The sequence below is a fragment of the Bythopirellula polymerisocia genome (genome assembly GCF_007860015.1).
Lineage (GTDB): Bacteria > Planctomycetota > Planctomycetia > Pirellulales > Lacipirellulaceae > Bythopirellula > Bythopirellula polymerisocia.
On sequence record NZ_SJPS01000002.1, the window covers coordinates 846,749 to 858,842 of the forward strand.

At 53.6% G+C, this 12,094-nt stretch carries 13 protein-coding genes; 6 read left to right on the top strand and 7 right to left on the bottom strand.

Annotated elements, in window-relative coordinates; translation table 11 throughout:
* Window positions 1-21 precede the first annotated feature (21 nt).
* Entirely contained in the window at window positions 22-270 is a 249-nt protein-coding gene (locus Pla144_RS09440; protein ID WP_231936260.1) for a VOC family protein, read from the top strand.
* 111 nt (window positions 271-381) lie between these two features.
* On the opposite strand, the gene Pla144_RS09445 is transcribed toward Pla144_RS09440, so the two are convergent.
* The 7 genes from Pla144_RS09445 to Pla144_RS09475 form a co-directional block, all read right to left on the bottom strand.
* Window positions 382-1,560 (bottom strand): YncE family protein, encoded by a 1,179-nt coding sequence (locus tag Pla144_RS09445; RefSeq protein ID WP_197530533.1) that lies wholly within the window; start codon window positions 1,558-1,560, stop codon window positions 382-384.
* Window positions 1,561-1,675: 115 nt separating this feature from the next.
* The gene (locus tag Pla144_RS09450) at window positions 1,676-2,845 is read right to left on the bottom strand and encodes an isocitrate/isopropylmalate dehydrogenase family protein (RefSeq protein ID WP_146450392.1); all 1,170 of its coding nucleotides are present in this window, start codon (window positions 2,843-2,845) and stop codon (window positions 1,676-1,678) included.
* On the bottom strand, window positions 2,845-3,135 hold the full coding sequence (locus Pla144_RS25520) for a putative quinol monooxygenase (RefSeq protein WP_146450393.1): 291 nt from the start codon (window positions 3,133-3,135) through the stop codon (window positions 2,845-2,847). The genes Pla144_RS09450 and Pla144_RS25520 overlap by 1 nt, the downstream gene beginning before the upstream one ends.
* A 13-nt stretch (window positions 3,136-3,148) precedes the next feature.
* The gene (gene otnC, locus Pla144_RS09460) at window positions 3,149-3,799 is read right to left on the bottom strand and encodes a 3-oxo-tetronate 4-phosphate decarboxylase (RefSeq protein WP_146450394.1); all 651 of its coding nucleotides are present in this window, start codon (window positions 3,797-3,799) and stop codon (window positions 3,149-3,151) included.
* Entirely contained in the window at window positions 3,796-5,058 is a 1,263-nt protein-coding gene (gene otnK, locus Pla144_RS09465) for a 3-oxo-tetronate kinase (RefSeq protein ID WP_146450395.1), read from the bottom strand. Before otnK ends, otnC begins: the two co-directional genes overlap by 4 nt.
* Window positions 5,048-5,701 (bottom strand): cyclase family protein, encoded by a 654-nt coding sequence (locus Pla144_RS09470; RefSeq protein WP_146450396.1) that lies wholly within the window; start codon window positions 5,699-5,701, stop codon window positions 5,048-5,050. Before Pla144_RS09470 ends, otnK begins: the two co-directional genes overlap by 11 nt.
* Window positions 5,702-5,751: 50 nt before the next feature.
* Window positions 5,752-6,993, bottom strand: coding sequence for an MFS transporter (locus Pla144_RS09475; RefSeq protein WP_197530534.1), 1,242 nt, complete (start codon window positions 6,991-6,993; stop codon window positions 5,752-5,754).
* A gap of 312 nt (window positions 6,994-7,305) precedes the next feature.
* On the opposite strand from Pla144_RS09475, the gene Pla144_RS09480 reads away from it, so the two are divergent.
* The 5 genes from Pla144_RS09480 (at window position 7,306) to Pla144_RS09500 (ending at window position 12,074) form a co-directional block, all read left to right on the top strand.
* The gene (locus tag Pla144_RS09480; protein ID WP_146450398.1) at window positions 7,306-8,232 is read left to right on the top strand and encodes a LysR family transcriptional regulator; all 927 of its coding nucleotides are present in this window, start codon (window positions 7,306-7,308) and stop codon (window positions 8,230-8,232) included.
* A 415-nt stretch (window positions 8,233-8,647) separates the two neighbouring features.
* Window positions 8,648-8,875 carry a hypothetical protein gene (locus Pla144_RS09485; RefSeq protein ID WP_146450399.1) on the top strand — a complete coding sequence of 76 codons (228 nt, stop codon included), beginning with the start codon at window positions 8,648-8,650 and terminating at the stop codon, window positions 8,873-8,875.
* Between the two features lie 226 nt (window positions 8,876-9,101).
* Complete coding sequence (locus tag Pla144_RS09490; RefSeq protein WP_146450400.1) at window positions 9,102-10,025, top strand: DUF1559 domain-containing protein; 924 nt, start codon at window positions 9,102-9,104, stop codon at window positions 10,023-10,025.
* Window positions 10,026-10,061: 36 nt separating this feature from the next.
* Window positions 10,062-10,484: a hypothetical protein gene (locus tag Pla144_RS09495; RefSeq protein ID WP_146450401.1), complete on the top strand. Its 423-nt coding sequence runs from the start codon at window positions 10,062-10,064 to the stop codon at window positions 10,482-10,484.
* 165 nt (window positions 10,485-10,649) lie between these two features.
* Window positions 10,650-12,074, top strand: a complete 1,425-nt coding sequence (locus Pla144_RS09500) for a hypothetical protein (RefSeq protein WP_146450402.1) — start codon at window positions 10,650-10,652, stop codon at window positions 12,072-12,074.
* The last annotated feature ends 20 nt before the right edge of the window (window positions 12,075-12,094 follow it).

Sequence of the window (12,094 nt, forward strand, 5' to 3'; positions counted from 1 at the left end):
ATCGGTAGTGGGGGAGTTCGGTTGACTCATTTAAATATGGGCAATATTCAGCTGCAATTGGTGCAGCCTCTTACCGAGGATCATCCTCTACAAGAGCATCTTCAGGAGGGTGGTGAAGGCCTCCATCACCTTTGTTTCTTGGGAGATGACGTGAAAGAAACGCTTTCCGCTCTCCCGACCGGGGTGGCGGCACGCCCCGGTCCGTCTGACGATGGTCCCAACGGACGCAAAGCTGCACTTCTCGACCCCACAACAACCCGTGTGGCGTGATTTGGAAAATGACCTCTGATCCAAAGTAGGGCACCAAGATACATTTGCAGGGTTACACACCATGCCCTCAATCCCTCTCGGTCGTTAATTTCCAAAACTACACTGGCTTACTCACGGTGCTTGCGTTCGCAGCGAAGCAGCGTGGCCGAGCAGTGGCACCGACTTGCCTGTTGCTGCTAGTCCGCCTCTTTCAACACGGAAAATCGAGATCCGATTATCCAAGAGGTCAGCAACGTAGCAGTGGGTTCCATTCTTGTTAAATCCCACACCTTCAGCGAAACGCCCAGTGGCGACTGTGCCCGCGCGGAAAACGTTCTTGCCGTTGATCGAAAGCAGTGTCGCTGATCCCCCCTCGTTATAGAACCAGGACCTCTCAAATGGTGGCGCGCTCCCCTGAAGCAGCACCACCACGGCTAGTGTGCCATCGGGGCTGACCGCAAGCCCTTCGGGGCCGTCTCCAACGGTGATGTGCTTCACGACCCTGGGCGGATCATGGGAAATATCTATCACGCTCACCGTGTCAGCGTGACCATCCGGGAGGCCAGCGTTTCCGTTGTTCGCCACCAGCGCGACGCGATGGTTGGCTACTTGCACATTGTAAGGCCAGCGGCCAACGGGAAGATCGAGCGTGGCGTCATAACTCAACTGGCCCTCGTCGTTTTGGATGACTGCCACAGAGTGCTGAGCAAACTTCGTGGCGAGAATGGTCCTCCCGTCGGGCGAGAATGCCACTGAGGCGGCCTCTCCGTCCACTTGGACCGAATCTTCCAATTCTATTTTTTTCGCCTCGATGGAGTATAGCGTTACGGACTTTCCTGCGCGGTTTGCGATGGCCGCCCACTTCCCATTACCGCTGATTGCTATCCCGGACGGCTGAGGATCCGACTCTACGGAGCCGATCCGCTTGGGCGTCGGCAACGTGAGGTCGATCACGTGAATCTGTGTTCCGGGAACTGCCTGCCAGGTTCCGCCCTGGTGTTCCCACTGGACCGAATTCGCCACGAGTGCCAGGGTTGCATCAGGCGTGATTGCCAGGTTGGTCGGCGGACCGAACACGGAGTTTGCCAGCGGCAACTCTGCTACCAACTTGGGCTCCTCTGGGTCTGCGCCAATTTCGTAAATCATGACCAAGTCCCTGCCCGGCTTGACTTTTTGGATCCCCTCTCTCTTGAACTCGACTTTGGAGTCGACGCCTACGATCAAGAATTCCTTGCTGCTGGCGGGGACGCCGGCGCAAACGGCAACGAAGATGGCCACCGTTGGTAGCAGTCGATCAGTTGTAGATACCACAGTGATCCCACCTTGCATGGACTTGTTGGTGTTGCCCGGCGAGGTTCCTAACTTTGTGCTCTGGTCGCATCGCTATCCGATCTGATTCGAGAGGCCCAAGCGCTGAAGCCGTCGGTCAACAAATACAGTTGATAATCTCCTGGCCCACCTCTTTTGTGGTTGCCCGGCCGCCTAGGTCTGGCGTCAGCACGTCGCCTTCGGCGAGGACCTTGGCCACGCCATTTTCGACGAGAGTAGCGGCTTTGAGGGCACTGCGATCTCCGTAACGATCCCCAAGCCAGTCTAGCATCATCGCCGCTGAGAGGATCAAAGCCATCGGATTGGCAATGTTTCTACCCGCTAACGGCGGTGCAGAGCCGTGCGCGGGCTGAAAGAGCGCATGGTTATCGCCGATCTCTGCCGAAGGCCCGAGCCCTAAACCGCCAACCAATGCCGCGCCCAGATCCGAAAGAATATCCCCGAACTGGTTCTCCATCACTAATACATCAAAAGCTCCTGGATTCTGGATAAGATGCAGACAGGCCGCATCGACATACATAGTTTCTGCTTCGACGTCTTCATATTCGGCGGCAACGTCGGTGAAGACTTTGCGAAAGAATGCGAAACTGCGAAAGACGTTGGCTTTATCGACACACGTTACGACTCTACGTCGGTCAGTTGGTCTTCCCAACCTCTTTTGCGCTAGCCGAAAGGCGAAATCCACGACTCGTCGCGTGCCCGCGCGGGTGATCACAATGGTGTCTGTCGCGACCTCACCGTCCACCTGCGTGCCCCCGTCGAACGAAGCGAACAGACCCTCCAAGTTCTCACGGACGATGACCATATCGATGCCGTGTACCGTATTTCGGACTTCTGATTCAACCCCAGGATAGAGTCGGACAGGGCGTGCAGCGGCATACAAATTGAGCGCTCGGCGCAGGCCAACCATCATCTCGGGCTGAACTTCCGTGCCATCTTTACGGCGAACATCTGGCAGGCCGATGGCGGAAAGTAACACGGCATCCGCCGCGAGGCAGTCCGCCAGGACTCCGTCTGGCAGAGCCACTCCGTTCTTCCGATAATGAGACGCCCCGGCTGAGCGAAGCATCAAGTCAAAACGCAAACCGTCAACCACAGTGGTTACGTGCTCGAGCACCTGCATCGCTACGTCCGTGATTTCGGGTCCGATCCCGTCACCCGGCAAGACTGCGATTCTATAGGTCGTCGGGGGAGATCTACGTTGATCTGGGGCAGAAACGGGAGAACCGTTGTGTCCTAAATCGATGGCATCCGGTTTTAATTTCATCAATACTCCTCCAGATTCTTAAAACAATTAACTCTCTTCTCGACAATCCACGAAGCCACTAAGTCCGAAAAACTGAGGAAGTGAGGCATTGAGCAATGCTCTTCAAAGCACTGCCGATTGTCGTAGACCTCATACAAATGCACCCACTGCTTTTCGGCAGTGTGTTGCATTACTACGAATTCCCGGCAACCCTCTTCCATTCGGGAAGCCGCTGCTTGTTTGAGGACGGCTGACACAAACGCGTCAACGTGCTGGGGCTTTACGCGAAATTCTACTGTTACGATATACATAGGTTTGGTGAACTCACAACGTGATAGGGGCCGACGCTCGCCGATGTCCGTCTAGCGTACTGCACTGGTCCAGCGACAATGGCGAGACTGTAGCACCACGTAGTAGCAGATAGAGCTTGGCGGTTTCCTCAAGTTCTTCTGCTGCATAAACGGCCGACTCCAAGTCGCGTCCTCCTACCACAGGGCCATGATTGGCCAGCAGTATCGCGTGCGATTTTCCGGCTACGACACCCACTGCTTCGGCCAACCCTGCGTCTCCTGGGGGGAAAAACGGGACCAGGGGGAGCTTGCCTATCCGCATGACAAAATAGGCAGTCAGCGGCGGAATGACGTTCTCAGAGTCGAGATTTGCTAAGCATGAAATAGCCACCGCATAGGTCGAATGTAAATGAACGATCGCTTGCTCTTGGGGGCGTGCAGCGTAGTATGCGAGATGAAGACGAGCCTCCTTCGTCGGCGGCGCACCATCGAGCAACTCGCCGTCCGCGTTGATCTTGGAGATGGCTTCTGGCTCCAACTGCCCGAGACAGCTATTGGTGGGCGATACCAGAAAGTCCTGGTCGATTCGGACGCTGATGTTTCCACTCGAACCGCATGCATAGCCGCGCTGGTGGAGCGACTTTCCAAAAAAGACGAATTGCTTTCGAATTGCTTGTTCATTCATTTTGCCGCCTCCAGAGCTTTTGCGAAAAAGTTGTCGCCGCCGAAATTGCCACTCTTGAGCACTAGTGTGAGTGGTGGAGTTCCCAGAGACTCTGTTAGCGGGACGCCCGTTTCGATAGAAGGTCCGACGCTCAGGCCAGGAATCTGCAGCGCGTCGATTACGGCACCGGAAGTTTCACCTCCGGCAACTACCAACGTTGTCACCCCGCCGGCCACCAATCCCTGTGCGATTTTTGCCAAGGCACTCTCAACCGCCTGGGCTGCGAGACGCCGACCGAATTGGCGATGTATCGCCGCCAGCTCGCTTGGAGTGGGGGAGGAATAAATCAGCACTGGGCTTTCGCCCAGATAGTTGGCTGCCCAGTCTATGCATTTCTCTACGCAAGCGTCGCCACGAATTATTCCTGGTACATCTAGTGCCATAGACGGTCGACTCTGCCTGAAACACGCAACCTGCCGCTGGGTAGCTGGCGAACAGCTGCCAGACAAAACGACCGCTCCCCCAGTAGGATCTGACTTGCGTTTCCATGGGAGAGAGGTACCATTTTGTTCTGCAATATCACGTGCCAACCAGTAGCCGATCGCTGAGCCCCCCGTAGCGAGGTGCGAGTTTCTTACAGCTCTTGCCAATGCTGCTAGATGGTCGTCACAGAGCGTATCGCAGATAACTAATTGAACATTTTCTTTCTGCAATACGGCAAGTCGCTGCAAAATTGCGTCCCAACCTTGTTGGACGACTTCATAGTTGATAAGGCCCACTTTCTTCGATGTCTGACGTTGCAAGATTCGAAGCAGATTGGCATCAGTCATCGGATTTAGTGGGTGGTTCTGCATGCCTGATTCGTTGAGAAGGCATCCGTTAACAAAGAGATGCCCCAGGTAAACAGTCCTGCCATTGCCTGGAAAAGCGGGACAGATGATCGTTTGGCGTGCCTGGAGCCGATCCAAGAGAGAAGCCGCCACCGGGCCGATATTTCCGTCCTCCGTAGAATCAAAAGTAGAGCAGTACTTGAAAAATATTTTCTTTGCACCCAGATGTTGAAGTGAGTTTAAGGCTTCGTTGGACTGCTCTACAGCAACATGTGCCGGTGCCGACCTAGTCTTCAAGGCAATCACTGCCGCATCGTAGGTGTTAAAAGACTGATCTTTGGGCAGGGGACCGAACCATTGGACAGTGCGCAGGCCAGCCTGCACAAACATGCTCGCCAGATCAGCGGCACCTGTATAATCGTCAGCGATCGAACCAATACTAAGGACCATATGTTGCTTCTGATGCTTCAATTGCAATTGCGCGTACGGGACATCCATCACCATTGCGAATACGTAGTGGGAGGGCGACAAAGAAAACTTCGGCTTGTATTAGCTGGTCGAGATTGGCAAGACCTTCGACAATAACCACACCGCCGCCAAGCAGGATTTCGTGGACTTCCGTGAGTTCATCTAAGTTATGGACATCTGCTACTGAAGGAGGTTCTACACCGAGAAGGGCAACCTTCTTCTCGACCAGCCATGTCGCAAGGTCACGAGAGATGCGGGGCAGTGCATCGCGGTATTCGGCACTGCCATAGCGATGATGCCAATCCGTGCGTAGCAACAGTCTCGTCCGCGGCGCCGGTTCACCGATCCGCGACGATATGTCGCCAATATTCAGGAGCTGTCGTGGCTCGACGGGGATCAAATCGACAACGCGCGCTGGCCCCATAAGGTTATCCAACGAGAGAGCGTCGATGCCTGCTCCTTCGTCGAAAAAGTGCCGCGGAGCGTCCATATGGGTGCCGGAGTGCGAATAGAGCGTCAGCGACGTTGCATTCCACCCGTCTGCACAACGGTGCCTTGCCGGCAATACCTCGACCCCCGGCATGGTCTCATCTATTGGTAGGGAAAGATCCACGATCCGGTTCATGTAAGAGAATTCCGGTCGAAGGCGTCCCTCGATTAGGTTTGCGAGTTTCATCATACTTTGGCGAGTTCACGTTGGGGGTCGATTAGAAGCCACGCCGCCGCCCCTGACGCGTTGAGTAGTGCGGCGATAAGGAAAAATGGCCCATTGCTGCCGACCCATGCGGCGAGATAAGGAAAGGCCAACGCGGTCACGAATGAGCCGATATTGCCTGCCATGTTCATTAGCCCCGAGACAGTGCCGGCATTGGACTTCGCAATATCGATACAGGTAGACCACGACGGCGAAAGCGTCATATCGGCGCCGAAAACAGCCAAGCAGAACCAGCTAATTGCGGCTATAGGATCGCTGCTGGCGAGATGCCCGAGCAAGCCCGTTGCACCCAGGACGAAGCCGAGACCAGCCGGGATACGGCGGGACCAGCGCCAAAGACCGCGACGGTAAAGACGATCCACCCAGAAACCGGAAGTCCAATTACCGCACGCGCCTGCGACAAGGGGCGCAGCGGCATAAAATCCGGCTTCGACTCCCGACAGCTGATATGTCTTCTGCAAGTGCGGGAATAGCCAAGTTAGGCAGAAGAAAAATGTAAAGTTCGAACAGAAGTACTGAAAAGCCAGCAACTGAACATTGCGCGATGACAAGATCGTTTTCAGCCGAAGCGACTTCGATTCTGCCGAGGTCTTTTCGCCGCATGTTTTCTGCTGACGGTTCGCCAGAACGTAGTCTAACTCCTCGGAAGAAATCCCTTGATGGTCACGTGGATCATCGCGAAACCACCAGAACCATACGATCGCCCACACGACGCCAACCCCTGTCAACAGCAGGAAAGCTCCGCGCCAGCCAAGGGAGTCGATCAGGATCGGTAGCAGCGCAAGCGAAGCGGCCCCGCCGATGCGCGACCCAGAAAAGACGACTCCCTGCACCAAGCCGCGTTCTCCCATTGGCGTCCAGCCGTAGGTCGCGCGGGCAATACTGGGAAATGCTCCGGCTTCGCTTGCCCCGAACAAGAACCGCACCACCAATAGAGATAGATATCCTTTAACCAACCCAGTAAGGCCGGTGAAAGCCGACCAAGCGAGGACGATTAGCGAAAGAGCCTTGCGTGCCCCAAAGACATCTGCCAATCGACCGCCTGGAGTTTGAAATAGTGCATAGCCCAGAGCAAACAATGACATTGCCCAACCCATCTGGCGATCGTCCAGGTGCAAGTCTGCGGAGATTTCGTTTTTCGCTGCCGAAATGCAAATACGGTCCACATACAGAAGGACTGAGAGCAAGAATGTCAGTATCACGAAGAGATATCGCCGACGGAGATGCGGCGACGCATCTATACTACTGTTATGGAGCGCAGAACTCTTTGCGGTGCGAGTTTTGTCATTCGCGAGCGAAGATGTCACGACTAAGCCGATCATTCAGTGTAAAATAGCCGGAAAACCGGTGATGTGGGCGAATCAAACCATACCTGCGGCGAAAGGCCACGGAGAGGTTTAGTGAACTCCCCTGGTGCTCCAGATTGTGTTGCTCCAGATAAGCTACTACCATAATCATAGTTGTGAAGTTGGAAACTATATAGTCGTTCCTTTTCGAATCTAAATTAGGTAAACATGAACGATAGCTACCTCAAATCAAACGATTTGACAGTTCAACAGCTTCGTTGGTTCTGTCAAGTCTACGAATTGGGAAGCTTCGCTGCCGCGGCGAGGCAGTCGGGCTATGCCCCTCCGACTCTCTGGGAGCAGGTCAGGAAGCTCGAAAAGAAATATGGTGAGAAGCTCTTCGACCGTAAGGGCCGTAACATCCAACCGACGCATGCCGCGGATTTGTTGTACAAAACTTTCGTGCCGGTGCTGGCGACGTTAGATTCATCCTTCGAACGAGCGCGTGAACTTACAGGGCCCACCCGAACGGTGTTAAATATCGTCACGGGAATGCGTATGATGCTCGAGGAACTGGCGCCAATTCTTATCGATTATCAGAAAGGCAATCCGCATGTTGAGCTGCGCCTTCAGCACGGAGACGACAAGACCGCACGGAGCCTCATTGTTGCAGATCAGGCTGATCTCGGCCTGACGCTGGAGCCAGGCCCTTCTATCGACGCTGATCCCGTTGTCATCCAACGAGCCTACGACCTCAAGTACCTGGCAGTCTTCCCCGCCCGGCATCCATTGGCAAAGAAAGCCCAGATCAGCCTGAAAGATCTAGTCCGATATCCCCTGGTGGTGGGCAGTCATGGAACCCAATCGCGAATGGTGCTTGATCAAAGCTTGCACCGGGAAGAGCTACTCGATCGGCGAAACATTGCGATCGAGACCACTAATAGCGCAATAACTGTTGCCTGTGTTCGAGCTGGCGCTGGCGTCGGCGTTATGGCTGGATTAGCGAATAGCCCGTTGACCCACGGCCTAAAAACGCATTCTCTGGCGGAATCACTTGGGCACGCACACGTCGTCTTCGTAACAAAAAAAGGGCGGCAATTGACAAACACCATTCGAGGTTTGATGAAAGTAATAAATGCGGGGATGGACAAGTAGCGCGTGGTCTTGCTGTCCTTTTTAGGCAACCCTTACTCCGAGCTATACGCTGTGACCCTTTGGCTGAGTATCACTAGTGATCCAACTTCTCCAGCGTGATTAGATCCGGCAAGAATCACACACTCACTCCATTTTCCAGCCGTTTTAGCCTACTAAAATCGAACATTGGTACTGGGATACTTGAGTACGGCACGCAAAATTCGATCCGCCCTTTTATTGAAGGAACACGGAAGACAAGGCGTCGATCATTTAATCGGCAGCGAGGCTCAGTGTCTCGGCAACAATACACTTGCATTCCCGCGAACGAATCATTATGGACTTGTAAATGTATAGCTCTAGGTTCCTGGGAATTTGTTTTACGACACTTTTTTGTTAGCTTGAGATTAGTACCTCAATTTGATAAAGGAGTTTAGAGATGGGCAGACCCCGTAAGTTGTCGTCGAGTGAATGCCGTGAGGCGGTCTTGAGTTTGCTGCGTGGTGAGGAGTCGGCCGAGTTAATCGCTCGTCGCATCGGAGTGGATCGAGCGACCATTATCCGCTGGCGGGATCAGTTTCTGGCGGGACGCTGCAGCTACTCAAGTGAGTCAAACGGAGGACCCTTAATACATCCATGGCAGCCACGACACTTAGGAATTTCCTAATTCAGCTTAAGTGCTTTCTAATAGCTTTTCTCTTGTACACACACGTTACCGTTAGTAGAGTTAAAACTGAGTAAGGAAATCTATTGTTCGTTGTGAACTATTTATCAGACATTAGTTTATTGCAAACAACGTTAGTCTTTTCGCTATTTAACCAATTCAATTTCACACTGCTTAGACATAGGCCCCTCATTCTTCGACGGGGCGATCTAGAAAAAGGAGGTCGATTGTGAATGTAAGACGTCCCAGTAAGATTGGCTTTACTCTCGTTGAGCTTCTCGTCGTTATTGCAATAATTGGTGTCCTCGTTGCTCTATTGCTTCCTGCGGTTCAAGCGGCCCGCGAAGCAGCCCGGCGGATGAGTTGTACAAATAATCTAAAACAATTGGGCCTAGCGGTTCATTCTTTCGTTGATGCTCGGAACAACTTCCCGCATCTACGCACCACCAACTATAATACTGGAATCACCTGGGCGGTCGAAATCCTTCCCTATTTGGAACAGCAGCCGGCTTATGCACGTTGGGATGCCGTTCAGCCGGGGGCTTCGACGGGGCTGAACTTTGCCGCGGCTCCGGTTGAGCTGCGAGAGATGCACGTAGATGTATACTCTTGCCCCTCCCGCAGACCTCCCACTTTAGCTACGGGAGAAGAGTTCCCGGGTGGTGTGGTAAGTTCCGAAACGGGTGCTTGCGGTGACTATGCAGCCAACGGCGGTTCTAACCAGGGCCGCGTCAGCCCTAATGAGCAAATCAGTTCGCATCGAACGAATAACAACGGGCCCTTCCTTCCTCATAAAAATGTCACCGATCCACAAACTAAGAAGACTTTTTCGAATATCGTTGACGGAACGAGTGTCACGTTCCTATTTGGAGAGAAGCATGTAACGGAAGGCTGGGATGGCCGCGCTTTCTGGGACCGGTCGATCTATGACAGCAAGGACTCTGAGACGACCACTCGCGTTGCCAATGAGACTGTTCTACTCGCCAAGTCGCTCAACGAGCGATTTGCGGTTCAGTACGGGAGCGCTCATCCCGGTGTAGCTCAGTTCGTGTTTGTCGACGGCCACGTCGCAGTTGTGTCTGTAGACACAGATGGCCGGGCGCTTCGCTGGCTTTCAGAAATCGACGATGAACAGGTTGTCAACTTGGATTAAAGGGTTCGAGTAATGGAGGCGAAATCTCGAATTAATATGAACATCACTCACACTTCAACTGCAACTCGAATTCTCCTGATTGTGAGCTGCGTCATTGCATCAGGATGTGGCTCGGACTTGGAACTATATCCAGTAACGGGTCGGGTCGTGTACAAGGACGGTAAACCTTTTCCTGGGGGCGGGATTGTCTTCCAGTTGCAAGGGGCAGGCATGTTACTTGGTGTGTCCGGGGATATCGGCGAAAACGGTCAGTTTGAGCTGGGCACAAGAGAACCCGGCGACGGCGCTCAGCCAGGGACGTATCGCGTCGCCGTTCTCCCGCCGGCGCGCTCCGAAAGAGATGACGCCAGACTACCGCCTATCATTGACAAGCGATTCACCTATCCGGAGGAATCCGGACTAACTTACACCGTAGAGAAAACTTCCAACGAGTTTTTAGTTGAAGTAGAAACCCCATGAGTCGCAAACGATGTCTCTCGCCTACGGCGATTGACCAGTATAAATGAAATGCCTTAACTTAAAGACTAATAGATTCAATGGAAACATGTAATGTGTGCGGCATTAATTGAGCACTAATTGCCGACTTTAATCCTGCTCGATGCTCATCTTTGGAGGGAAAGTCTCATGAACATGAAAGTAAAGTCTCTTGTCGCGTGTTGTTTAAGAAAAGTGCCGTCGGCCTGCGTATTGCCGGTTTTACTGGTGCTATGTCTTTTTTCGACCTTAATGGCCCAGCCAACCTACTTCGAAGGTTTTGACGACGACGGCGACGGCGTCCGCTACAACCTCGACGGTAGGTACTTTATCCGCTTTCCAGGTCTGCTGTTCACCACCGTTCCGTTTGAGGTGCCGGGAGTCCCCATCATCGCTGGCTGGGATACAGGCGATTTGCTATCCGACGGTACGGGCGCTCCCGCACGGCGAGCAACTTACTTCGCCGAACATCAGACTGGCGATATCACGCCCGGTTTGGGAGGCTCCGGCAACTTTCTTACGGACGCGGGATGGGATCTCACGACTGCCGCCGTGCAGTGGGCTGCCAACTCAACCGGAAACTTGAATATCCTCTATGGAGTTGACGAGCTTTTTCCCACGGCTTTCGATTTGGAGCTGGAGGCACGCCTAACTAGTGTGGGGCATACGGTCACTAAGGTGCGGCATGAGGACCTGGACTCATCTACGGCCGGCAGCTTCGATCTGATTTTTCTGAATTCGAGCAACGCCCCTCCAACCACGTTTGACCCGGGCTTCGGCAGCCTCGCGGTTCCCATCGTAACCGGTTTGTTTCACGAGGCGGTTGCCCTGAATCTAGGAGATGATCGTGGCGACAACACCAACGGCACGACGAGCTTGGATATTGTTGATGGATCGCACCCTTTGGCCGCTGGCTTTCCCAACGGACCGCTGCAGGTCATTGAAGACGTTACGGACCGGCAGCGACTAACGATCGTCACGCGCGGTGAAATCGCAGCGGGCGCCCACGTGGTGGCCAAAACTTTCGACCAGATGATCGAAGCTCCCAGCGATCTTATCGGTTTCGAAGGAGCGGGATACTTGCGCGTCGGACGTTCGAATGGAGCAGTCCCCAACCAGAATGAACCCCGCATTTTTGAGTCGATGGAGATCGATCTCACTGGTGTTACTCAGCCGCGGTTGAGCCTATCGTTGTCGGCGACCCGAGGTCCTAACGACAGCTTCGTGGATGACTTCATTCAGATCTTTGGTAAATCTGGAGGTAATCCCTATCAATTGATTGGAGAGTTGAACTCGAACCTCGATGGAAACTTGGAAGCATTGGATGGAACAGTTTTAACCAATGAATTCCAAACCCTCTCGTTCGACATTCCCACTGCTTTAGGGGACAGCTCCGACTTCATGTTGAAGATTGAAACGAAACTCATACCCGAAGCCCGATTTAGTGTCGGCATCGATAGCTTGACAATTTCGCAGATTCCTGAACCGACGACGATTGTGATGAGCTTCTTTGCCGTAGCCGGTGTCGGCGCGGTTCGGCGTGTTCGACGCAAGGAAGTTCCAGGCCAGAGATAGGCGTGGGCGCGAGTCCGACA

Coding starts and splice junctions, on each gene's coding strand:
- Pla144_RS09470 (WP_146450396.1), bottom strand. CDS start 5,701: ATGAACCGGATCGTGGATCTTTCCCTACCAATAGATGAGACCATGCCG.
- Pla144_RS09450 (WP_146450392.1), bottom strand. CDS start 2,845: ATGAAATTAAAACCGGATGCCATCGATTTAGGACACAACGGTTCTCCC.
- otnK (WP_146450395.1), bottom strand. CDS start 5,058: ATGGTCCTTAGTATTGGTTCGATCGCTGACGATTATACAGGTGCCGCT.
- otnC (WP_146450394.1), bottom strand. CDS start 3,799: ATGAATGAACAAGCAATTCGAAAGCAATTCGTCTTTTTTGGAAAGTCG.
- Pla144_RS09485 (WP_146450399.1), top strand. CDS start 8,648: ATGGGCAGACCCCGTAAGTTGTCGTCGAGTGAATGCCGTGAGGCGGTC.
- Pla144_RS09500 (WP_146450402.1), top strand. CDS start 10,650: ATGAACATGAAAGTAAAGTCTCTTGTCGCGTGTTGTTTAAGAAAAGTG.
- Pla144_RS25520 (WP_146450393.1), bottom strand. CDS start 3,135: ATGTATATCGTAACAGTAGAATTTCGCGTAAAGCCCCAGCACGTTGAC.
- Pla144_RS09480 (WP_146450398.1), top strand. CDS start 7,306: ATGAACGATAGCTACCTCAAATCAAACGATTTGACAGTTCAACAGCTT.
- Pla144_RS09495 (WP_146450401.1), top strand. CDS start 10,062: ATGAACATCACTCACACTTCAACTGCAACTCGAATTCTCCTGATTGTG.